Source organism: Slackia heliotrinireducens DSM 20476, assembly GCF_000023885.1.
GTDB classification, from domain to species: Bacteria; Actinomycetota; Coriobacteriia; order Coriobacteriales; family Eggerthellaceae; genus Slackia; species Slackia heliotrinireducens.
This window is the reverse complement of the sequence record NC_013165.1, coordinates 277,839-301,093: the sequence shown is the minus strand read 5'-3', so window position 1 is coordinate 301,093 and position 23,255 is coordinate 277,839. Positions and strand designations below refer to the sequence as shown.

At 62.4% G+C, this 23,255-nt stretch carries 19 protein-coding genes and 1 other RNA gene; 7 read left to right on the top strand and 13 right to left on the bottom strand.

Going from position 1 to position 23,255, the window contains the following annotated elements; genetic code table 11:
* Positions 1 to 22 precede the first annotated feature (22 nt).
* Positions 23 to 838, bottom strand: coding sequence for a cell wall-binding protein (locus SHEL_RS01210; RefSeq protein ID WP_012797425.1), 816 nt, complete (start codon positions 836 to 838; stop codon positions 23 to 25).
* Positions 839 to 1,277: 439 nt separating this feature from the next.
* On the opposite strand from SHEL_RS01210, the gene SHEL_RS01200 reads away from it, so the two are divergent.
* Positions 1,278 to 2,453, top strand: a complete 1,176-nt coding sequence (locus SHEL_RS01200; RefSeq protein ID WP_041422432.1) for a hypothetical protein — start codon at positions 1,278 to 1,280, stop codon at positions 2,451 to 2,453.
* A gap of 225 nt (positions 2,454 to 2,678) precedes the next feature.
* Here SHEL_RS01200 and SHEL_RS01195 read toward each other — a convergent pair whose 3' ends face one another.
* Positions 2,679 to 3,752, bottom strand: coding sequence for a PTS sugar transporter subunit IIC (locus SHEL_RS01195; protein WP_012797422.1), 1,074 nt, complete (start codon positions 3,750 to 3,752; stop codon positions 2,679 to 2,681).
* Positions 3,753 to 4,112: 360 nt separating this feature from the next.
* On the bottom strand, positions 4,113 to 5,549 hold the full coding sequence (gene pdxR / locus SHEL_RS01190) for a MocR-like pyridoxine biosynthesis transcription factor PdxR (protein ID WP_012797421.1): 1,437 nt from the start codon (positions 5,547 to 5,549) through the stop codon (positions 4,113 to 4,115).
* Positions 5,550 to 5,683: 134 nt separating this feature from the next.
* Here pdxR and SHEL_RS01185 point away from each other — a divergent pair, with 134 nt between their 5' ends.
* From SHEL_RS01185 to SHEL_RS01170, 4 genes are all read left to right on the top strand, one after another.
* Positions 5,684 to 8,158, top strand: coding sequence for a molybdopterin-containing oxidoreductase family protein (locus tag SHEL_RS01185; RefSeq protein WP_012797420.1), 2,475 nt, complete (start codon positions 5,684 to 5,686; stop codon positions 8,156 to 8,158).
* 3 nt (positions 8,159 to 8,161) lie between these two features.
* A complete protein-coding gene (locus tag SHEL_RS01180; RefSeq protein WP_012797419.1) occupies positions 8,162 to 8,788 on the top strand; it encodes a 4Fe-4S dicluster domain-containing protein in 627 nt (208 codons plus the stop codon).
* Between the two features lie 9 nt (positions 8,789 to 8,797).
* Positions 8,798 to 9,934: an NrfD/PsrC family molybdoenzyme membrane anchor subunit gene (gene nrfD / locus SHEL_RS01175; protein ID WP_012797418.1), complete on the top strand. Its 1,137-nt coding sequence runs from the start codon at positions 8,798 to 8,800 to the stop codon at positions 9,932 to 9,934.
* Positions 9,935 to 9,995: 61 nt separating this feature from the next.
* Positions 9,996 to 10,652: a TorD/DmsD family molecular chaperone gene (locus SHEL_RS01170; protein WP_012797417.1), complete on the top strand. Its 657-nt coding sequence runs from the start codon at positions 9,996 to 9,998 to the stop codon at positions 10,650 to 10,652.
* A gap of 436 nt (positions 10,653 to 11,088) precedes the next feature.
* Here the strand turns inward: SHEL_RS01170 and arcC are convergent, their stop codons facing one another.
* The 9 genes from arcC to SHEL_RS01130 all read right to left on the bottom strand — a co-directional run bounded on the left by arcC (position 11,089) and on the right by SHEL_RS01130 (position 20,984).
* On the bottom strand, positions 11,089 to 12,042 hold the full coding sequence (arcC, locus tag SHEL_RS01165) for a carbamate kinase (RefSeq protein WP_012797416.1): 954 nt from the start codon (positions 12,040 to 12,042) through the stop codon (positions 11,089 to 11,091).
* Positions 12,043 to 12,121: 79 nt separating this feature from the next.
* Positions 12,122 to 13,117 (bottom strand): ornithine carbamoyltransferase, encoded by a 996-nt coding sequence (gene argF / locus SHEL_RS01160; RefSeq protein ID WP_012797269.1) that lies wholly within the window; start codon positions 13,115 to 13,117, stop codon positions 12,122 to 12,124.
* 119 nt (positions 13,118 to 13,236) lie between these two features.
* Positions 13,237 to 14,490: an arginine deiminase gene (locus SHEL_RS01155; protein WP_012797415.1), complete on the bottom strand. Its 1,254-nt coding sequence runs from the start codon at positions 14,488 to 14,490 to the stop codon at positions 13,237 to 13,239.
* A 1,006-nt stretch (positions 14,491 to 15,496) separates the two neighbouring features.
* A complete protein-coding gene (recR, locus tag SHEL_RS01150) occupies positions 15,497 to 16,093 on the bottom strand; it encodes a recombination mediator RecR (protein WP_012797414.1) in 597 nt (198 codons plus the stop codon).
* 6 nt (positions 16,094 to 16,099) lie between these two features.
* Complete coding sequence (locus tag SHEL_RS01145; RefSeq protein WP_012797413.1) at positions 16,100 to 16,408, bottom strand: YbaB/EbfC family nucleoid-associated protein; 309 nt, start codon at positions 16,406 to 16,408, stop codon at positions 16,100 to 16,102.
* A gap of 114 nt (positions 16,409 to 16,522) precedes the next feature.
* Positions 16,523 to 18,946: a DNA polymerase III subunit gamma/tau gene (gene dnaX, locus SHEL_RS01140; protein WP_012797412.1), complete on the bottom strand. Its 2,424-nt coding sequence runs from the start codon at positions 18,944 to 18,946 to the stop codon at positions 16,523 to 16,525.
* Positions 18,947 to 19,439: 493 nt separating this feature from the next.
* The gene (locus SHEL_RS01135; protein ID WP_012797411.1) at positions 19,440 to 20,093 is read right to left on the bottom strand and encodes a VTT domain-containing protein; all 654 of its coding nucleotides are present in this window, start codon (positions 20,091 to 20,093) and stop codon (positions 19,440 to 19,442) included.
* Positions 20,094 to 20,152: 59 nt separating this feature from the next.
* An RNA gene (gene ffs, locus SHEL_RS14670) (signal recognition particle sRNA small type) lies at positions 20,153 to 20,248 on the bottom strand.
* A 193-nt stretch (positions 20,249 to 20,441) separates the two neighbouring features.
* Positions 20,442 to 20,984 (bottom strand): LOG family protein, encoded by a 543-nt coding sequence (locus tag SHEL_RS01130; RefSeq protein ID WP_012797410.1) that lies wholly within the window; start codon positions 20,982 to 20,984, stop codon positions 20,442 to 20,444.
* 115 nt (positions 20,985 to 21,099) lie between these two features.
* Here SHEL_RS01130 and SHEL_RS01125 point away from each other — a divergent pair, with 115 nt between their 5' ends.
* Entirely contained in the window at positions 21,100 to 22,377 is a 1,278-nt protein-coding gene (locus SHEL_RS01125) for a Y-family DNA polymerase (protein ID WP_012797409.1), read from the top strand.
* Positions 22,370 to 22,591, top strand: coding sequence for a hypothetical protein (locus tag SHEL_RS15010; protein WP_012797408.1), 222 nt, complete (start codon positions 22,370 to 22,372; stop codon positions 22,589 to 22,591). The genes SHEL_RS01125 and SHEL_RS15010 overlap by 8 nt, the downstream gene beginning before the upstream one ends.
* Before the next feature lie 125 nt (positions 22,592 to 22,716).
* Here the strand turns inward: SHEL_RS15010 and SHEL_RS01120 are convergent, their stop codons facing one another.
* Positions 22,717 to 23,223 (bottom strand): flavin reductase family protein, encoded by a 507-nt coding sequence (locus SHEL_RS01120; RefSeq protein ID WP_012797407.1) that lies wholly within the window; start codon positions 23,221 to 23,223, stop codon positions 22,717 to 22,719.
* Between the last annotated feature and the right edge of the window lie 32 nt (positions 23,224 to 23,255).

The window sequence follows — 23,255 nt, the reverse complement described above, 5'->3', positions numbered from 1 at the left end:
CGACACTGGTATGCGGCGGGAATCAGTCCTCGTCGTCCTTGGTTTTCGTCCTGTCCCACACGCCGTCCTCGTCGACGTAGGAATCGCCGACCCACGTGTCGGTGGCCATCTCTCCCGACTCGGTCAGGTAGCTGTCGCCCACCCACCGGTCGGTCGCCATCGCGCCCGCATCGTCGAAGTAGTACCACGCGTCGTCGATTTCCTCCCAACCGGTGACCGCAACGCCGCTCTCGTCCAGATAGTAGCGGCCGCCCATCCAGTCCAGCCAACCCGTGGCCATGCGCCCGTCCGGCCCAAGGAAATACACTTTGCCGTCCACGTCGCACCACTGGTTAACCAGGGGCTGACCTGCGGCGTTCATGAATTGGTAGCTGTCGCCGTCCTGCACCCAGCCATCGGCGGCACCCGGATAGGGCCTGTCTGGCGACGTGGTGATGTTAAAGTGGCCCGCGACCTCACCGTAGTACGGCGACATGGCCACGATGACCACCGTCGCCATGCCCGGCTCCACGTTGTCGGTGTATTCACCCACCATGAAATCCTTACCCTCGACGAGCTCCGCCAGGCCTTCGACATACACTTCTACCTGGGGTTTTTGCGCTTCACCCGTATAGGGAACATCCTGGATGCGAATGGTATAGGTGGATATGTCGCGGTAGTCGCTCTGGGTCCGCGAGGACGCCATATCCAGGTCGGCCGAGGGTTGCGCGCCTGACGAGACCGCCGAAGCGCCTTCGCCCGTCGCCTGGGACGGGGTTTCGCCGCCCGAGCAGGACACGGTCAACGCGCAGGCCAAAGCGACCGCAATCGCGATGGTGATGAACTGCGCTTTTCGCATGGGTGCCCTTTCGTCGGCTTCAGGTGTCTGTCCATTGTAGCCGTTCGGGGCGGCAGTGGCCCGATTTCGCCAAAGAACGCACGCAGGCAGATGGCCGGCGAAGCGAACGCAGGGCGCAAGCTTACTTGAGGCTTGGGTGCCTGGGCGGCGTGGCCTGGTCGTCGCCATCGTCGTCCACCCGACGGTATGGCGAGCGGCTGCGTGCCGCTGAACTGCGGATACGATCGGCAAATATCCTGGCAATCTGCCGCGAGACGCTGGTACCGCCCCGCCAGGTGCCCCTCAGCCTTGCATCTGCCGTGATCTTTTTCGCACCGCCGGCCATGGCCCGCCTCCTTTCCGATTTGCGCCCATTGTACTCCTTCCGCACCCCGAAAACAGCGCTGTGGCTCTTGCGGTAGAATGGGCGGAGCACCAAACCCGCCTGCAGGAGGCATTCGTGAAAACCGTCTATATAGGAAGCAGCTACACCAGCGTCCAAAACACACTCGAGCAAACCGCCCGCAAAACGGGCCTGTTCGGCTTCACGCCGCTGGGCGAGGTCGCCTGCAAACGCAAGAACGGCATCCGCTTCTCGCTGGACGAGGACAAGAACCTGCACGTGTACCGCGGGCGGCTCGAAATGCTTGACCGGCAGTCCATCGAGATGGCGAAACGCGAGGTCGACTGGCCGCGGATCAACGCCAAGCTGGACGCCGAGTACCGCACCGTCATGGTGAAGCGCGCGAACGCGTACAACCAGAAAACGGCTGCGGCGCTTATGGTGCACACCGACACTGAAACCGTGTTCAGCACGCAAGCCTTCGACCAGATGCAGGCCAACGACGTGCCTGGCGAATACGTGATTCCGCCCTACCCCGAGCCGGCGCCGAGTTTCGAGACGCTCGTACCGCTCATTCGCGACGAGGCGAAGGTCATCTATCCGGGGCTGTTCAAGGGCGACGAGCGCGAGGCGTACGTCGCGGCGAACCTGGAGCCACGGCTGGCCGCCGAGCAGCAGGCGTGGAGTTATCGCCAGTCCGCCTATCTGGCCGACCAGGCACGCGTGAAGGCTGCCGAAGACGCTCGCCTGCAGCAGGAATGGGCCGATCGCCAGGCATTCTACCAGCGGCTTCGCCAAGGCGATATCGAAACGGTGGAAGACGCCATCGAGCTGAAGCTGAAGCTGATGGATTGCGGTCTGCCGTTCTCGGTGAGCTACGACTTCGGCGGCGGGCTCATGTACGCCACCGTCGGATTGCCCGACCGCGAGCTGCTGCCGAACAAGACCGCAGTGCTTTTGGCCAACGGCAAGGCCACGCTGGTGGACAAAACCGAGGAGCAGCTCAACCAGGAATGGGTGCGCTGCCTGTTCAACATCGGCACGTATGCGCTTCCGACCCTGTTCAACGGCTCGCCGGTCATCCAGACGGTCATCATGTCGGGCTACACCGACGCCAACAGCGGCACCATGCGCTGCGTGTACTCGGCAGCGTTCCGTCGCAGCGGCATGGAGGGTCTCAACGTTGCGCAGGCCGACCCTATCTCGCTGTTCGACTGCGCCGACGGCCGCTTCATCATCGGCAACGGCTGGACCTTGGGGACCGTCACCCCCTTTACCGCCGCCGACCTGTAGTGTGTCAGTAGGGACGCTTCCTTTTGACTCATTTTTGGGACAAAGGGGACAGTCCCCTTTGTCCCATTGCAGACCATCGCTCGAAAGGGGCAACGGGGACAGTCCTCCTTGTCCCATTCCCATTACCCCATTGCGTATTAACATGGAGAAGTCGCCGCAAGATGTGTCCCCAGTGGCGCAGTTTTGTGTCAGTAGGAAACGTCCCTACTGACACACTGGCGCAAGCTAGTCGAGCTTCATGTCGCCGTCGGCGATGACGCCGGCACGGCGGAGCAGCAGAGCAACGCCCCAGCTCACAACCGCGGGAATGACGACGCACACAAGCGCCATGCCCAGCCACTCGAACGCGCCGATCGAAACGCCGTCGGCAACCCAGCCGGCGTACAGGCCGATGGGGCCCACCAAACCGCAGGTTCCCATGCCCGACGCGATGGCCGGGCCGTTCTGCGTCATATGGAACAGGCACGTGGCAACAGGGCCGCCCACCGCGGCCGCCACTGTAGGTGCAATCCAGATGGCCGGCTTGCGCATGATATTGCCCATTTGCAGCATCGACGTGCCGATGCCCTGGGAAATGATGCCACCCCAACCGTTGTCGCGGAAGCTGATGACCGCAAAGCCCACCATCTGCGCGCAGCAACCGGCAAGCGCCGCGCCGCCAGCCAGGCCGGTCAGGCCCAGTGCCGCGCAAATAGCCGCCGACGAAATGGGCAGCGTAAGCGCCATGCCCACAACCACAGACACCACGATGCCCATGAGGAAGGGCTGCAGCTCGGTAGCCCACATGATGAAGTTGCCGATGGCCGTCGCGATGGCTCCGATCCAAGGGCCGGCCAGCATGGCCAGCGCGCAGCCCAGGCCGATGGTGACGGCGGGCGTCACCAGGATGTCCACCTTGGTCTCCTTCGAAACGGCTTTGCCCAGCTCAGCTGCGATAATGGCAACCACTAGAACCGCCAGCGGACCGCCCGCGCCGCCTGCCGAATTGGCCGCCGAGCCCACGGTGATGAGCGAGAACAGCACCAGCGGCGGGCACTTGAGGGCGTATCCGATGGCGCAGGCCATGGCGGGGCCGGCCATCGCGCTGGCGAAGCCTCCCACGTCGTTGAACGCCTGGACGCCGGACAGGTTCCCTATGGTGTTGAAGATGGTTCCGATGAGCAGCGAGGCAAACAGGCCCTGCGCCATGGCCGACAATGCGTCGATGGCGTAACGCTGGAACGAGATCTCGATGTTTTTGCGCTGCATGAACTGCGCGACTTTGCCCTGTTGAGGTTGTGCTTCTGCGGCTTCTGCCATCGTGGGCTTCCTTCCCGTTTTGCTAGTTGGTAGCGCATTCTAGCACCATCCGCCCCACCTATGGCGAAACCCCGCGCGGGTTTTTGGCACGCGGCAAACCTGTCGGTCAGCGGGTGTGCCGGCAGGGACGTCCCCGTGGGACAATGGGGACAGTCCCCTTTGTCCCATCTCGAGTGTGTCAGTAGTGAGTCAGTAGGGACGTTTCCTTCTGTCACATTTTTGAGTCAACAGGGACACTTCCCGTCCTTTCGGGCTGAGGAGCGGGATGCGACGAGGTTGCGCGCCCAACCTGGCCTCCGCCTCGCCGAAAACGGGACAAAAGGCTCCGTCCCCGTTGTCCTCCCCCGATGTCCACTCAGCTCATAGCCACGCGCGCTTCAGTTCGCCAACTCCTGTCGGAATGTCTTCGGCCCGAATGGAGGAAAACCCTATGAGCAGCGCATTCGACGGCGCCGACCGCGAGAACCAGAAGCGCTCGGTCCCGTAGACGCGCACATCGCGCCTGGCAGCGCGCTCTATCAGTTCGCGCTGCGGCATCCGCGTGTCGAGCTCGACGTAGAAATGCATGCCAGAATTAACCCCTGAAATGCGCGCGAAATCCCCAAGATCCCGCCGCAAGCACTCGAGCAGAATATCGTGCCTTTCCCGATTGCTCGCCACCATGCGCCGCACATGACGGTCGAGATGACCGTCGGCCATGAACATCGCCAAGGCATCCTGGATGTGGGTGTTGACCGAGGGAATGAGCAGCCCTCCGTCGCGATACAGCCGCGCAAGCAGCTCAGGCGGCAGCACGGCGAAAGCGATGCGCAGCGCCGGCGTGAACGTCTTCGAAAAGTTCCCCATATACACCACGCGGTTGCCTGCATCAAGCGATTGCAAGCTCGGCACAGGCCCCGTGCCATACCGGTATTCGTTGCAGCTATCGTCCTCGATTACGTAGAAATCAAGCGCCTCCGACAACCGCAGCAGATCGATCCTGGTAGAAAGGTCCATAAGGAATCCCGTGGGGAACTGGTGCGAAGGCGTCGCGAACACAACGTCGGGCGCATGCTCTTCGACCGCCTGCAAATACGCCTGCGCTCCCCCGTCGGTCGCCAGCGGCACAACATCGAGCCCCTGCCGTTGCGCCACCGAAAGAGCCAGGTCGTAGCCGGGTTCTTCCATACCGAACACGCGCGGGGCATTGGGCAGAAGCTGCAAAACGCCTTCCAGGGCATTCGCCGTCCCAGGAAACACAACAACCTGTTCGGGAGCGCATCGCACGCCACGGGTCCTGGCAAGATGCGCGGCAATCTGCACCTGCAGCTGCGTGGGTTGTGCGTCTATCGGATAGCCGGTCATCCGCATGTCGCTTACCGAGTAAAGCGCATCGGTCAGCGCCCGGGCCCAATCGCGTTTGGGAAACGAACCAGGCTGCAGGTCGAAATAGGAGAAATCGTATCGGGCGGCGCGCCCAGCGGTAACTTCCCCCGCGAAACCCCGGCCCGAGCAAGAGGCGACAACTTCCGCCACCGCCGTAAAATTATCCGGCTGGGGCAGCTGCAGGTAATCGGTATCCAGCCTGTTGACCACGTATCCCGAGCGCTCCGACGCGGTTACGTACCCCTCTACCGCAAGCTGCAGATACGCCTTCTCGACGGTTATACGCCCGACACCCAGCTCCTGCGCAAGCCCCCTCAGCGATGGAAGTTTTTGCCCCGCCGTAATGACGCCTTGTTCGATGGCCACCGCAATCTGGCGGTAGATCTGTTGGTACAGAGGTGCCGCATCGCTCTTATCGATCGACACCATCATCAGGCACGGACGCCCCTTCGCCATATCGCCCCCCAAATCTGGCTCTATCAGAAAGTCCCTGTCTGTGCATTCTAATATGTACACATGCTTTCTACAATCACCCATATGAAACCCAACCTAGAGAAGGGGGAATTATGGGTGTTACAAAGGGGGAAACCGGCCTGACACGCCGAACGTTTCTGAAGGCAGCCGGTGCGGCGAGCGTCGCAAGCGGAGCCACCTACCTGGGCAAACCTGCCCTCGGAGCTCTGGCGCTCGACCCGCAGGCCGCTTATGCGGACCCGGTGGAAGAAGTCGTCGAATGCGTGTGCCGGCCTAACTGCCATGCATACTGCCGCCATTCGGTAACCGTGCGCGACGGGCTGGTCGTGCAGTCGGAAATGGCGCACTTCCCGGAGGAGTGCTACGACCGCATCTGCCTGCGCGGCGTATCCAGCTTGCAGCGCATCTACGATCCAGACCGCATCAAGTATCCTATGAAACGCGCCGGCGAACGCGGCGAGGGGAAATGGGAGCGTATCACGTGGGAAGAAGCCATCGATCTTATCGCCACGAAGTGGAAGGAAATCATCGACGAGTACGGCCCGCAGGCGCTCGCCTTCCATCATTCGGGCGGCGACGTGAGCCTGCTCAACTGCTGGCCGACCATCACGCGTTTCACCAATCTGCTCGGCGGCACGTATATCGACTACAACACCGACATGGGGATCGACCACGGAACGAGCCAGGTGTTCGGTATGAACGACTGGAACGGCCCGTCGAGCAACGACCCAAGCGATTGGAAGAACTCGAAAACCATCTTCATCTGGGGTTATAACGTAACCGAAGCGAACATCCAAGCGTGGCACTTCCTGGCTGACGCCATCGAAGCCGGCGCAAAGGTGGTCACCGTCGACCCCATCTACACCAAAACCGCCTCGAAGAGCGACATATTCGTGCCGATTCGACCCGGCAGCGACCTGGCGCTCATATGCGGCATGATCCACATCATCATCGACGAGAAGCTGTACGACGAGGACTACTTGGCCGCCAAAACGTGCGCACCGTTCCTCGTAAACCAGGCGACGGGCAAATTCATGCGCGCGAGCGATATGGGCGTGGCGCCCACGGAAGGCCCCGTCAACCCCGCTACGGGCCAGCCGACCGTCATCGACCCCGAAATCGTATGGGACGCCGCAACTGGCGAATTCGTTCCGGCCGACCAGGCGCAGAAGCCCGCTGTTTCGGGCGACCGCACGTACGAAGGCGAGAAGTTCCGCACGGCGTGGGACATGCTCTGCAATCAGATGGACGAATACACGCCCGAAGCGGTCGAGGCCCTGACCGACATCGACGCCGACACCGTCGTCGAGCTCGCACACCTCGAAGCCGGCGACCTCGTGAGCAACATCCACGGGTTCGGCAACGGCTGCTACGTGAACGGCTGCATGTTCGGCCACGCGCTGGCCACGCTTGCCGGCATCACGGGCAACGTCGGCAAGTCGGGATGCTCCGTGGGATTCCCCGTGCATGTCGGCGTCGGCGTGAACAACCAATGGCTGCGCATGGACCTCGCCAAGATTCCGAGCGGCATACCGACGCTCATCCTTCCCGAGGTTGTGGAGACCGGCAAGTTCATGGGCGAAGACTTCCCCATCAAGGCCATCCATTTCAGCAACTCCAACGCATTGTCCAATACGGTGAACCACAACGAACTGCGCGAGAAGGTGCTGCCCAAGATGGAACTCGTCGTGACGCAGGACGTCACGTTCAACGACACGGTGCTCTGGTCCGACATCGTGCTTCCCACCCCGAACTATTATGAGGAAGAAGAGATCGTGGCGCTGTTCTTCGCGCAGCATCCTTACATGCAGCACTCCGCCAAAGCGGTCGACCCCCTGTTCGAGGCCAAGCCCGATTCCGAAATCCTCCGTATGCTGGCCGACAAGCTCGGCTTCGGCGACCAGTTCATGCCCATGACCGACGAGGAGGCGATGGACGAACTGTTCGACACGCCGCTCGGCCACGAAATCGGACTCACGTTCGCCAACCTGAAGGAGAAAGGCGTCATCAAGGTGCCCGGCCTCGATGTAATGTTCGAGGGGCAGAAGTTCACGACGCGTTCCGGACGCGTGGAGTTCTACCTTGAGAACCCGACGGCACGCAACGATTACGGGCAGGAGCTCGACATCGAAGGCTCGCACCTTCCGCACTGGTACGAACCGGCCGAGGCATGGCCCGAAAACGAACTGTTCAAGAAGTACCCGTTCGTGGTCATAACGCCGAAGGGCCGCTACCGCATCCATGGCCAGTGGTTCAACGTGCCGGCGCTGCGCGAACTCGACCCCGAACCGACGACCTACCTGAATCCTGAGGATGCCGCCGCCAAGGGCATCGCCGACGGCGACTACGTGGAAGTTTTCAACGACCGTGGCAGCTATGTATGCAAATGCATCCTCTCCGATGCGATCAGGCCGGGCGTGATCAGCACGCCTAAGGGATGGCAGCGCAACCAGCACAAGAAGGGCGGCTACCAGGAGGTCACCGGCGGGCATTTCGACCCGTTCAGCGTGAACAATTCCTTCTACGACACGCTTGCCGACGTGCGGCTCTGGGATGGAAAGGAGTAAGCCATGACGACCAAGAGACTTTGCATGATCATCGACACCAAGCGCTGCATCGGGTGCGAGACCTGCTGCATGGCGTGCAAGTTCGAGAACAACCTGCCCAACGGCACATGGTGGAACCGCGCGATGACGCAAGGCGGCGACCACATGGACACGCCTGCCGGCACCTTCCCTAACCTGACGATGGATTTCCTGACCGTATCGTGTCAGCACTGCGACGACCCGGCGTGCGCCAAGGCATGCCCGACCGGCGCCACGCACAAGCGTGAAGACGGCCTGGTGGTGCAGGACTACGACAAGTGCATCGGCTGCCGAAACTGCATGATCGCGTGCCCCTACACGGGCGTGCGGACGTTCAACTGGGAAGAACCCGAGTTCGCGGTGTCGCACGCCGTGGGCGGCAAGGGCGTGCAGAAGCATCGCCGCGGCGTGGTTGAGAAGTGCACCTTCTGCTACCAGCGCGTCGACGACGGCCGACTGCCCGCCTGCGTGGCCAACTGCCCGGCCCGCGCGCGCTACTTCGGCGACCTGAACGACCCCGATTCCGAGGTGTCGAAGATCCTGCGCACACGCAAGTACTACCAGCTGCTGCCCGAAGAGGGGACGCATCCGTCCCTGTACTACCTGGTATAGGAGGCCGACATGTCTAGTTTCGTCAACACATTGAAAACCCGCGGTCTTGCGATTCCCCTGTGCATCGCTGCGGTGCTGTCGGCGGCGGGTCTTGCGCTGTGGATCGCCGAGCTTGCGGGTGTCACGGGCGGCATCGGCACCAACGATGCCACGCCTTGGGGCTCCTATCTCATGGTGTTCATCCTCTTCGTGGGCCTGGGTGCGGGAAGCGCGCTTATCGCCGCGCTCGGATCGGTCTTCAACGTGAAGGCGTGCGAACCTTTCGTGGTGCCAGGCATCGTCATGGCCGTGGCTTTCGTGGCGGTCGCCGGACTCGCCATCATCATGGACCTGGGCAACCCTGCCAACATCATGGCGATGCTGCTGGGGCTGAACCTTCGCTCTGTGCTCGCATGGGACATGATTTTCCTCACGCTCTTCCTGGTGGTGACCGTGATTGCATTCGCAAGCCTGCTTCGCTCATCCCAACGCGCCCTGTCGCGAGGCATGGGACTGGCTGTGCTCGTGGCGGCCGTATTGCTGCTCGTGATCGACGCCCTGTTGTTCCAGGTCGAATCCGCTCGCGAGGCATGGCATAGCGCCGTGCTCGTGCCCTGGTTCTTCGCAACGGCCTTGACCTCGGCGACGGCACTCATGATGCTGATCGGAGCCCTCGCGTCGAAACGCAATTCGCGCTACTCGGGCTCCCTTGCGCCGCTGTCGAAGCTGCTCATCCTGTTTGTATGCCTTGACCTTGCGTTCCTAATCGTCGACGTGCTCTTCGGCATCACATCCAGCAATACGGGCGACGCCGTCGTGGCCTCCGCGATGATTTCAGGCGAGCTCGCGCCGTTCTTCTGGGGCCAAGTCGTGCTTTACGCTGCTGCATTGGCCGTGCTCGCAGGGCCGGCCGCAAAAGGCGCGTCGTGGGCCTTCCCTTGCGCCGCCGTTCTCGTGCTGCTGGGCGTGTTCGCCAAGCGTGTCGACTTCATCTTGGGCGGCTTCTTCGAACCGGGCGTCGCACTTCCTGTTGCAGAAGGCCTGCGTACGTTCACTACGGGCGTCTCCTATGCGCCTACCTGGTCTGAATTCGGAATCTGCCTGGGATTCTTCGCAATGGCGGCATTCCTCGCAATTGTCGGAACCGCGCTGGCGGAAAAGAATTAACCATTACGCCGGGCGGGCTGTATACGCCGCCTGCCCGGCTTTAAAACAGGAGGATCCGCAGATGAGCCCGGACGCATTCTTCATCGTCTCCAAACTTTTCTCCTACCCTGACCAGGCGCTTGCACGCGAACTTGTCGAAGGGAACGGCCTGAACGAGCTTGCCGAGGCTCTGCGCATCTGTGCGACCGGCCCCGCCAATCTCGACGACGCCGATGGATTCGAAACCCGTAACGGCTCGTTCGAGGAGCTTGAGCAGGCGGTTCATGCCTTCCGTCAGCATTTCGGCCCGATGTCAGTCGACGAGGCGCTCCATGACATGCGCATCGAGCACACCAATGCGCTTGCCGGCATGCCGAAGCCGATGGTGCAGCCGTACGAAAGCATCTTCCGAGGTGAAGCGGAAGGCCGGCGCGTGCTCATCATGGTTGACGACATCGCCGCGCAGGTGCGCGCCGCATACAAATCCGCCGGCGTCGTACAGGTCAACGGGAGCGAACCGGCCGACCATGTGTCGACCGAACTCGAGTTCCTCGGTCTGCTCGCCGATCGCGACGACCCGACATTCCGCAGTTTCGCCGAGGACCACGTCTTGTCGTGGATGCCCGATTTCGCCCGCAATGTCTTGGCCTGTGCAAATGACGGCGGACTCATGAGACTCGCCGCCGCATCGTTGCTCCATCTCCTTGGCACGCTCGCCCACCCCGCCGATTGCCGATAAGCCATTGCAACAGTAGGCACTGTGTCAGTAGGGACGTTTCCTACCGACACATTTTTGAGTCAACAGGGACACTTCCCCGTTCTTTCAACCTGCTCCTCCAGCCCGAAACCCGGTTCTGTGTCAAGAAAAACAAGTAGTGCACGACCTTTCGGCCCAGCTTCGATACCGGATATGCGCGCCCTCGCGAATCCCCAGGTCAGACGCATGTCGATATGACACGCGCGGCCCATATCGACACGAAGTCGTGCACTACTTGATTTTCTTGGCGGAAAAGGAGGTTTTCGGGCCGAGGGGCGGGATGCGGTGAGGCTGCGCCCACCTGGCCTCCGCCTCGCCGAAAACGGGACAAAAGGCTCCGTCCCCGTTGTCCCGTGCCCCACACAAAGCGGCGGCCCGCCGGAGCAGATCGCCGCTTGAAGTGCATATGCGGAGCAGGCTATGCCTTGATGATCGTGCCCGTCTCGCCGCGCAGGCCGGCCGCCGCGCACTCGAGGCTGGTGATCAGGGCTTTGCCGCGAGGATAACGCTCGACGTAGTCGATGCAGGCCTCGACCTTGGGCAGCATGCTGCCGGGGGCGAACTGGCCCTGGGCGATGTACTCGCGGGCCTGGGCGATGGACATCGAGTCGATGGCCTCCTGCTCAGGCGTGCCGAAGTTCACGCACACCTTCTCGACGGCGGTCAGGATGACCAGCATGTCGGCGTTGAAGGACGCGGCCAGCATGGATGCGGAACGGTCCTTGTCGATCACAGCCGCGACGCCCTCGTAGGAGTCGTTGCGCTCGATGACCGGCACGCCGCCGCCACCGGTGGACACGACGATGTAGCCGGCGTCCATCAGGTCCTTCACGGCGTCGAACTCGACGATGCGGCGCGGGGTGGGGCTGGCCACCACGCGGCGCCAACCGCGGCCGGCGTCTTCCTTCACGGTCCAGCCGTTGGCCTCGGCCTTCTCTTTGGCCTCTTCCTCGGTCATGAACGCGCCGACCGGCTTGGTCGGGTTGTCGAACGCGGGGTCGTCGGGATAGACGACGGTCTGCGTGATCACGTTGGCGGTGGAGCGCATGATGCCGCGGCGCTTCATCTCGGACAGAATGGCCTGGCTCAGCTGATAACCGATATAGCCCTGGCTCATGGCGCCGGCCTCGGGGAACGGCATTTCGGGAGTCTTACCGTCGTTCTTCGAGGCGAAGCCGAAAGCGTTGTTGATCATACCGACCTGGGGGCCGTTGCCGTGGGTCACGACGACGTTGATGCCCTCGGCAACCATGTCGACGATGTGCTTCGCGGTGTTCTTCACGAGCTCGAGCTGCTCCTGGGGCGTGTTGCCCAGAGCATTGCCGCCCAACGCAATGACGACGCTCTTGCCCTCACCTTTCATGTAAGGCATTGGTGGTTTCCTCTCTCTTGTGAGCCGGGCCCCGCTAGGCAGGGCCCGTACCCAGGCGCATTCCTCAACAGAAGTGCGTTTACTTCAGGGTTGCGTACATGACGGCCTTGATGGTGTGCATGCGGTTCTCGGCCTCGTCGAAGACCTTGGACTGCGGGCCCTCGAACACCTCGTCGGTGACCTCCATCTCGGTGATGCCGAACTGCTCGGCCTTCTGGGCGCCGATGGTGGTGTTGGTGTCGTGGAAGCTGGGCAGGCAGTGCAGGAAGATGGCGTCGGGGTCGGCCTGGGCCATGACCTCGGAGGTGACGCGGTAGGGCTCGAGCAGCCTGATGCGCTCCTCCCACACCTCGTCGGGCTCGCCCATGGAGACCCACACGTCGGTGTAGATGACGTGCGCGCCGGCCACGCCCTCGGCCACGTCGGAGGTCAGCTTGACGGTGCAGCCGTTGGCCTCGGCGATGGGCCTGCAGGCCTCGACGACGTCGTCGGCGGGCATGCACTCCTCGGGGCCGCAGGCCACGAAGTTCATGCCGAGCTTGGAGCAGACGACCATCAGCGAGCGGGCCACGTTGTTCTTGGCGTCGCCCATGAACACCAGCGTCTTGCCCTTGATGTCGTCGTTGAAGTTCTCCTTGACGGTCAGGATGTCGGCGAGCATCTGGGTGGGGTGCCACTCGGTGGTCAGGCCGTTCCACACCGGCACGCCGGCGTTGGCGGCCAGGTCCTCGACGTCGGACTGGGCGAAGCCGCGGAACTCGATGCCGTCGTAGAAGCGGCCGAGCACGCGGGCGGTGTCCTCGATGGACTCCTTCTTGCCCATCTGGGAGCTGCCGGGGTCGAGGTAGGTCACGCCCATGCCCAGGTCCATGGCGCCGACCTCGAAGGAGCAGCGGGTGCGGGTGGACGTCTTCTGGAACAGCAGGACGATGTTCTTGCCCTCCAGGTAGCGGTGCGGGGTGCCGGTGCGCTTGAGGTCCTTGAAGTTGCGGGACAGCTCGAGCAGGTACTCGATCTCCTCGGTGGTGAAGTCCAGCAGCTTCAGGAAATGGCGGCCGCTCAGATTGACTCCCATGACAGTTTCCTTTCTCTTTGGCGCTCGGCGCCGTTGACAATTACGTCGTCCTTATGATCGAAGGATCCGGCAGTGCCTGCTCCGATTCCTTTGATTCCAATTATTGCCTGTTCAGGCTCTTACAAAACGTCTGCGCGCTGCAGTGCCGCGCTCATGCATCGGGGGCCGCCGCGTCCGCGGGACAGCTCTGCGGAGGGAACCACCAGAAGCTCCAGCCCCTCCTTGTACAGCAGGTCGTTGGTCACCTTGTTGCGCTGGTACACGCAGATGGTGCCGGGCTTGATGCACAGCGTGTTGGTGCCGTCGTTCCACTGCTCGCGGACCGACGCCAGCCGGTCCTGCCCACCGCAGGGGATGAGCTTGATGCCGTCCACGCCGGTGGCGTACTCCAGGATGCGCTCCAGAGCGTCGACGTGGCGCTTGATGCGCACCTCGCCCGGGCGGGAACCCTTCGACATCTCGTACACGCGCATAGACCCCAGGATGGCCGGATGCACCGTGTATTTGTCCACGTCGATCTGGGTGAACACCGTGTCCAGGTGGGTGAATTCCGAGTAGGGCGGAATTTCGAAAGCGAAGATCCGCTCGATTTCGGAACCTTCTGTATTCCAGAACACGTTGCGGGCGATGTGGTCGATGGCGGCAGGTTCGGTGCGCTGCGAAACGCCCACGGCCAGCGACTTGCGGGTCAGGTTCAGCACGTCGCCGCCCTCGATGGAGTACGGATCGGTGCGGCTAAGCAGCTGCGGCGTGTTCACGAAATCGGGATGACAGCTGAAAAGGTGCTCCATGTACAGCGATTCGCGGTTGCGGATCGGCGAGTGCATGCGGTTGACGGTGACGCTTTCGCCGATGCACGCGAAGGGGTCGCGGATGAAACACAGGTTGGGCATGGGGTCGACGACCAGTACGGAATCGCGGTTGAAGTGCTCGTTTACCATGTCCTGCAGCGTTGTGTAGGGGTACGTGCGGGGCAGGTCCAGCTCGCTGCGGGTAATGCCCGCCATGGTCTTTTTGACCAGAGCCAGGTTGTCCTCGAACGAATCCAGGTACGCACGGACCTCTTTGGCCATCTGATCGCCTTTGATGGAGGCTTCGGCGATGAACTGATCAAGGAACCGGGCGCGGAACTTCGGCGATGCGTCGAAGGTTTCGGCCACCAGGTTCTCGAGATACAGGACTTCGACACCCTGCGAACGAAGCATGTCCACGAAGGCATCATGCTCCTGCTGGGCGACGTCCAGGAACGGGACGTCGTTGAACAGAAGACGGTCAAGGGAGTCCGGAGGCAGGTTGAGCAGCTCATCGCCGGGGCGATGCACGCAAACCTTCCTCAGGTTGCCGATTTCACTTGTCACGTGAATACCGGTCATTGCGTCCTCCTACATTTCCTCTCTCTTTGCCGCTTTCGTGTGGCGACGCGCATAGTCTAATCCCCTCCGATTCCGTTCGTCAAGTAGGGTTGAACACCGTGTTGACCTGCGGTTTTTCGAGTTTCTGAATTTTGATTCCCTTTTATCCAAAACCCCTCTGAAATTGCCCGAGATTTCGGAAAAAATTGCATATTTTTGGATAGCGAATTTCAAAAAATTTTTACCGATTCGGGCTGTTTTCGCAGGTTATTGCCCTTATGGCACTCAACATATGCATGCATAATGCATATTTTCACGCCCGTTTTCGCATAAAACCGCCTACCTGCATGCATAAATTACTGTTTGATGCGTATTTATCCAAAACACCTGTTCGGCGCGCCAGCGGATGCATATGGATTGCGAGCGGCATGCATAAAACGCAGCCGATGCGGCAGCAGCGGCTTTTCGGAAGTTTGCGGAATGTCTCCACAGGGCATCCCGAGATATGTCCCCATACGCGCGAAAAGCGTGGCAAAACGGCATCAGTCCCTGGTTGGGTCCACACCAGACAACCGCTCAGCCGCAAAAGACAATCGACCGGATAGCGTGACGGCACGATTCGCAGGTTCGTTCGAGGTTTCGTCCGGCAAATCGGCAACGGCCGGAAACCGGCCGCTTCGGCCGCGCAACAGACACGGCGGACGGGCGGATGCGCCGACGTTCGCACACAGCAGCCGACGTCCCAAAGCCCCGAGAGCCGCGGCGGCCGGACGCCTTCGCAACGGCTCTATATATAAGAGGAGGGTCTCGCTTCCCCTCCTATAAGCGAGACCCTCTATCTATACCGAAGCTGTTAGCCTCTGTAATGGCGCATATTGTAATACTTCGATTCCTGAAGATAAAGACTTTTCTTTTTGCAGATTTCGGCATTTACCACGCCTTTTGCCAACAGACGTACGTTTTCGAGGTGAAAAACAGACGCCCCCGGCGAAAACCGGAGGCGCCGAATGCCTTTACGAAACCGCAGTTACAGCGTCCGTCGGGCCTCGATGGCGCGACCCAAGGTGACTTCGTCCGCGAACTCCAAATCGCCGCCGACGGGCAGGCCGCTGGCCAGACGCGACACCTGGATGCCCAACGGTTTGATGATCCGCGCGAGGTATGTGGCCGTGGTCTCCCCTTCCACGTTAGGGTTCGTAGCCAGCACCACCTCGGCAATATCCTCGGTGGCAAGGCGCGCCATCAGCTCGGTGATCTTCAGGTCGTCGGGGCCGATGCCCTCCATGGGCGACAGCGCGCCGCCCAGCACGTGGTACAGGCCTCGATACGCCGAGGTGCGCTCGATGGCCGAGATGTCCCGCGGCTCGGAGACCACACACAACGTGCGCTCGTCGCGGCTCTTGGACGCGCAGATCTCGCAGGTGTCTCCTTCGGCGTAGTTGAAGCACCGCGAGCAGAAATGAACGGTGTCCTTCACCTCGATAATGGCGTCAGCAAGGCGCATGGCCGTCTCGCGGTCGGCATTGAGCAGCCAGTACGCGATACGTTGAGCGCTCTTCGGGCCGACGCCGGGCATGCGTTCCAGCTCGTCGAGCAGACGTTGGATGGCGGGGGCCGATTCCACGGAAACCTACATCAGGCCAGGGATGTTCATGCCGCCGGTGACGCTGTTCAGGCGTGCGGTACCCTTGGCAGCCACGGCGCGCAGGGCCTCGTTGGCCGCCGCGAGAACCATGTCCTCCAGCATCTCGACATCCTCGGGATCCACGGCTGCGGGGTCGATCTTAATGGACTGGATCTCGTTGTTGCCGGTGGCCACGACGGTCACCATGCCGCCACCTGCGGTGGCTTCGGCGGTCATGTCCTTGATCTCGTCCTGGGCCTTGGCAAGCTCGGCCTGCATCTTCTGGGCCTGGCGCATCATCTGCTTCATATCCATGGGAGCATCTCCTTGTCTCACGCTGCTTCCAGCTGTGTTTATTGCAATCGGGTGCGATTATCGCATATCGAAGGCAACGGACCTGGCCCGCCGCCTCTAATTCCACGCTTGCTGCTAATTCGTTTCCTGAACGTCCTCGAAGGACACGCCGAACGCCCCGAAGATGTCCGCGATGTCGGCTGCGGGCTCGTCGACCTGGGCGACGGGAATGCGCGGCGGCTCCGGCTCGGGCGACGGGATGGGCTGCGGCTGCGGCGCCGGAGCGGGCTGCGGCGCAGGGACCGGTTTGGGAACGGGCGGCTTGACCACGGCATGCTGCGGCTTGGGCATGGCGCTGCTCGCAGGCTTGGCAGGAGCGGATTTAGCGGCTTTGGCCTTGCCGGTCTTATTGGGCATGGGCCAGCCTTCGATGGGCTTGTAGGAGCTTTGCGGGCTCTTGTCCACGTCGAAACCAAGCTTGCGACCTGCGGCGACGGAATCTACCGGAGCGGCGGCCGTTATGTCCAAATCGACTGGGGCCTCGTCCGCGTAATCACCGGCGTAATAGGAGGCGTCCGCATCGTCGTAGGGCACGACGTCGTCGTCGGAGCCGGGGTCGGTTGCGGGAGCAGGCTGCGGCGCAGGTGCGGGTGCGGGTGCGGGCGCAGGCGTCGGAGCGGGAGCTGGTGCCGGCGCGGGCTGCGGCGCGGGCGCCGACGGGAACGGGCTGGCCGGCGCAACGGGCGCCATGGACTCGTTCTGCACGATCTTGAAAGGCACCTGCATGCCGAAGGCGTGGCCCAACGCCGAAGCGATGGTTTCGGTCACATCCGGCTTCTGCACCATGTTGAACGCCATGGTGTTTTCGCTGGAGAACTCAATCCGCATGGCCGAGCCGTCGACCTCGGAGACCACGTTGGCCGACATGAGCAGCGCGCCGTAGATGGAGCGTTCGCGTTTGACTTCGGCCACGGCGGCCTGCCATCCGCGCTGCAGTGCGGCCGGGTTCGTCAGTTTAGCGGCAAGGTCGGCAGGCGCGGCAGCCGCTGCAGGCGCTTGCGGACGGGGCTGCGCCTGAGACGCAGGCCGAGCCTGGACCTGGGGCTGAACCGCCGGCTGAGGCGTTGCCTGGGCTTGAGGCGCAGGCTGGGCCTGGGGTTGTGCCATCGGCCGGGGCTGCGCCTGCGGTGCAGGCTGGGCCTGAGGCCTGGGCTGCGGTGCTGCCTGCTGGCTGCGGGCGGCCCTCATGCGGGCGGCAGCCTCCTGCGCTCGAGACGGGGCGGGCACCTCGTCACGCGCGGGCTTGGCGGGAACGGCCTGGCCGGCATATCCCGATTGGCTCGCCGGCACACTGGCCGGAACAGGCGCCGCCGCAGCGGGCGTAGTGCCGGCGGGCGCGGCAAACTGACCCGAGGCCAGGGCCTTCTCCAATACCTCGATGCGAGCGGCCAGGGCCTCCAGCGTCAAGTCGGACTGCGGGCGCACCATGCGGGTCAAGGCTATCTCGAAGGACAGACGCGGGTTGGTGGACGAGCGCAGCGACGTATTCAGGTCGCCGAGCACATCTAATATATAGGCAAGGCGGTCGGTGCCGTACAGCTTCGCGTCCTCGGCCAGCTGCTGCTGGTTGGACGACGACGCCGACGAGAGCCCCACCGCGCCGTCGGTCAGCGAGAACACGTACATGTCACGCACGTACGACGCCAAATCGCGGGCGAATTGAGCCAGGTCAGCACCGGTTTCGACATACTCGGCCATCCAGGTGAAGCACGCGGCGGCGTCGCGGCGGCCAATGTGGCCCGCGATTTCGGACATGTCGTTCACGTCAAGCGAACCCAGCGCTGCATTGGCCACGTCCATCGTCACGTTGCCGGCGCCGAACGCGATGAGCTGCTCCAGCGCGGTCAACGCGTCGCGCATGCCGCCTTGGGCACGCCGGGCGATCAGGTCCAGCGCCTCGCCCTCGAAAGGTACGTCTTCGGCCATGCACACGGCGCCCAGCCGCGACACGATTTCCTCGTTGGACAGCCGATGGAAGTCGAACCGCTGGCAGCGGGACAGAATGGTTTCGGGGATCTTCTGCGGGTCGGTGGTGCACATGACGAAGACCACGTGGGCAGGCGGTTCCTCCAGCGTCTTGAGCAGCGCGTTGAACGCCGGCACCGTGAGCATGTGGACCTCGTCGATGATATAGATCTTGTAGCGGCCGCGGGTCGGCGCGAACTGCACACGCCCGATGATCTCCTCGCGGACGTTGTCGACGCCCGTGCGGCTCGCAGCGTCCAACTCGTTCACGTCGGGATGGGCGCCCTCGGCGATGAGCTGGCATTCTTCGCAGGTGCCGTCTGGCGACGGTGTGGGGCCGTGCTCGCACAGCAGGGCCTTCGCCAACAGACGCGCCATGGTGGTCTTGCCCGTACCGCGCGGACCGCAGAACAGATACGCATGACTCACATGGTCTTGCTGCAGGGCGTTTTTCAGCGTGCGCTCGACGTGGGTCTGCCCGACCACGTCGTCAAACGTTTGCGGACGGTATTTCCTGTATAGGGCCTCGGCCATGATCGCTCGCTTTCTCTCTAAGTGCTCCCTCCTATCTTACGGCAGACGGGCGGCACGGAGGTTGAAAACGATGCGAAACCGTTAGGCCTGCTTTTTTCGAGACGCCAGAAGGGCAAGACGTCGCTTTGGAGCGCCCCCCCCGTGCGCACGAAACATCGCGGGCGGCCTGAAGCAACCCGACCTGCGTTGGCGAAATCGCCGTTTTCTGCTCCGGATTCGAAGTTGTGCATTCCCGTTGGGCAAAAGGGGCTCGCAGCGGTTTTCGCGACCTGGGCAAACGCCGTTTTCAAAACCTGAAAACGCGCAGCACCCGCAAAACGGAATGCACAACTCGAGTTCTCGTGCAGAAATCGGCGATTCGACCAACAAAAACAGCCGCACACGCATCATGCGCATGCGGCTGATCGGTCTTGCCATGGCTACGCGGCACCGTTGCGCGGCCGCCCCTGCGATCGCGGGCCACGCTGGGTTTTGCTTCGGCTACGCGGCTCCGCTACTTCTTGCGGGCGGCCAAGGCCCCCTTGACGGCGCCGATGAAGGCGGGAGCCACCGACACGGCCACGATGCCTAAAACGATGACCTCGAAGTGCTCCTGCACGAAGGGAATGCCGCCGAAGAAGTATCCCACCAGGACGAACAGGCTCACCCAGGAGATGCCGCCGATGGCGTTGAAGAGCGTGAACTTGGCGAAATTCATATGGCCCGTGCCCGCGATGAACGGCGCGAAGGTGCGGAAGAACGGCATGAAACGGGTGATGACGATGGTCAGTCCGCCGTATTTCTCGAAGAAGCCGTCGAGCTTGGCCATGCGCTCGGGGGTGAGGGATTTCACCTTGCCGGAGTCGATGATGCGCGAACCGAAGAACCGGGCGATCCAGTAGTTGGAGGTGTTGCCCAGGATGGCCGCGATGTAGAAGACGGCCAAGGTCGCGCCCAGATGCAGGCCGCCGCCGGGAGCGGAGAACACGCCCGCCGCGAACAGCAGCGAGTCGCCCGGCAAAAACGGGAAGAAGACCAGGCCGGTCTCGACGAACACGATGAGGAACAGCGGGGTGTACACCCAAACAGGGCCCAAGGCGACGATCCAGCCCGCGATGGCCGAGCGAGGATCCTTCAGCAGCGAGACGAAGAAATTGACGATGTCCACGGGAGCCTTTCCGAACGGTACGCGGACGGCCGGGCCGCCGCAAGCGGATACACGAAGTGCCCTAAATAGGCAGGGGCGCTCGTCAGCGGTTCCTTATGGCTGCTTCCTCCCGGACCTGACCAGGTTCAGAACTTGGCGCCGCCCCAGCCCATTCAAGGCACTTGCGGAATTGCGTTGCTAGTATAGCGGAACCCAGAGCCTCTGCGAACAACCAGCACCAAACTGCCATATTGCCGCGGGAGTGAGTCACTAGGGACGCTTCCGATTGGCTCATTTTTGCGCCAGTGGGGACACGTCCCGGGGCGCGGCGGCAAGCCAAACCCGCCCCAAGGAGTGCGCGACACAGAGCTAGGCCCGCTCCAAAGCGCGCACGGCGGCAGCGCCATCGGGAACGAACCTGGCGTAGTCGAAATCATCCTGGGACATGAACCCGCGCTCGAGCATGACGGCGTGCATAGCGGCCAGCGGGTCGTAGAACCCGTCGGTGTTCACCAGGGCCACGGGTGCAGGCGACCCCTGGGCGGCCTTGCGCATGGCCAGCACCTCGTACAGCTCGTCCAGCGTGCCGTAGGCTCCGGCCAGACTGATGAACCCGTCGGCGGCATCTTCCATCACGCGCTTGCGTTGCGCCAGGTCAACCGTCTGAATAAGCTCGTCGGCGTCGAAAATCACGCGGTGCGGCGCGCCTACCAGGGTCTTAGGCACCACGCCGATGACACGCGCTCCTGCGGCCTTGGCGGCGCGCGCCACTTCGCCCATGAGCCCCATCTCGAAGCCGCCGAACACCAGCGTATGCCCGCCCTGGCCGATGGCTTGCCCCACCTCGCGGGCGGCCGTCACGTACGGCTCCCCGATGGCCGGATTCGAGCCGCAGAAAACGCAAATGTTCATAAGGCACCTTCCTTCGTCATGTGATCGCACAATCATACACCCGAAGCGCCGATGCGCCCCGAAAACTGCCGCGCTTGTGCTACAATAGCGAACGCATGTACGGAAAGGAGGCGAAATGAGCGACAATCGGCAATACCTTTGCATCGACCTGAAGTCGTTCTACGCCTCCGTCGAATGCGTCGAACGCGGGCTGGACCCGCTCACAACCGATCTGGTGGTGGCCGACCCCGAGCGCACGGAGAAAACCATCACCTTGGCCGTTTCGCCATCGCTTAAGGCCAAGGGCGTGCGCAACCGCTGCCGCGTGTTCGAAATACCGAAGAGTATTGATTACATCATGGCGCCACCGCGCATGCAGCACTACATCAAGCACTCCGCGGAAATCTACGGCATCATCCTGAAGTACATCGCGAAGGAAGACATCCACGTCTACTCGATCGACGAGTCGTTCATGGACGTGACCAACTATCTGCCGCTGTATGGCTGCACCACGCGTGAACTGGGCGAACGCATCCGCCGCGATATCCTGGAATCCACGGGCATCCCCGCCACCTGTGGCATGGGGCCCAACCTGTTTTTGGCGAAGGTGGCGCTGGATATCACGGCGAAGCACAGCCCGGATTTCTTCGGCGAGCTGGACGAAGAGTCCTTCAAAGCCATGCTCTGGGACCACAAACCCATAACGGATTTCTGGCGAATCGGCCACGGCACGGCGCGACGGCTGAAGGAGCTCGGCATCGAAACCATGGGGCAGCTGGCGCTTTACCCCTACCCCGAAAAGCTGTTCAAGCAGTTCGGCATCGACGCGGAAATCCTGATCGACCACGCGTGGGGCATCGAGCCCGTGACCATCGCCGACATCAAGGCGTACCGCAACCAGACCCATTCGATCACCAACGCCCAGGTTCTGGCCTGCGGATACACGTACAGCGAGGCGCGGATGATCGTGAAGGAGATGACCGACCAGGTGTGTCTGGAAATGGTGGCGAAGTCGCAGCAGGCGGCGTCGGTCACCGTCAACATGCGCTACGAGAAGGACGAGGACGGCAACATCTACACTTCCGGCGGCACGGCGCGGCTGCCCTACCCCAGCAACTCGCGGGAAATCATCCTGCCACGGATCCTGGACGTGTTCGACAACGTGACCGACCGGTCGTGTCGCATCCGCGGCCTGGTCGTGAACTGCAACAACGTCACCGATTCGGAGCGGGGGCAGATGAGCTTGTTCGCCAACGAGGAACAGCTGGCCGAGGAGCGCAACCGTCAAGAGACCATCCTGGGTGTGAAGGAGAGGTTCGGGAAGAACGCCCTGCTGCGCGGCACCGACTTGCTTCCCAAGGCGACGCAACGCGAGCGGAACCGCCAGATCGGAGGGCATAAATCCGGTGAGTAGCAAATACGACAACATGCCCCTGTACGACGGGTCGGGCCGACCATTGCATCGCATGACTCCAGCTGAGCGGGCGAAAATTTTCATCCCCTTCAACCCTTTGAAGGGGTTCCAGGAGGCTCTGCGTGAAAAAGAACGCGAAGTGGCCACCACCTACGGCGACGAGGTCTGGGTCGACGCCGGCACCCCGCCCGATCCCGACGACGCCCCCGCCTGAGTCAGTAGGGACGTTTCCTTTTGACACAAAAATGCGCCAGCGGGGACACATTCCAGCTGGCGCACAATCATTGGCGTCGGTCGAATCCAGGCGTTTGCACGAAACCCCCGGACGCTTCGCATTCCTTATTCCGCAATCGTCGCGCCGGCAATGCGCGAGTAGCCGCCCCATGCGAATGCAGCGCTAACATCCCCGTCGCCGAGCACCTCGTCGACATCGCAAATGTAGAGATAGTGGTCTCCCACCTCGACGAACTCCTTGAGCTTGCAGCTCACGACAAGATAGGAACCCTGGGGCACCTCGACGGGCACTTCGGGAAGCGCCTGCATGGCGATGCCGAACTCTTCCACCTTGTCCGTCTTGCGACCGGTCCTGCTGCCGCAGCCCATGACGACGTCGGCCAGCTCGGTGCCGGGCATGGCGAGCGCGACCACACCCGCTTCGCGAACCCTCTCTCCGCTGTAGGAGGTCTTCGCCATGGCGAACGCCACCATGTTGGGGTTGAAGCTCAGGTACGTCCACCAGGAAACGGTGGCCACGTTGGTCTTGCCGTCGGGCCGCTGCGTGCACACAAGCGTCAGCGGATTCGGCGACGTGAGCTGCGAGGCCTTGGCCAAAGAGATGCTTTCCATGTTGTTCCTTCCTATCGTTTGACCATCCGCCC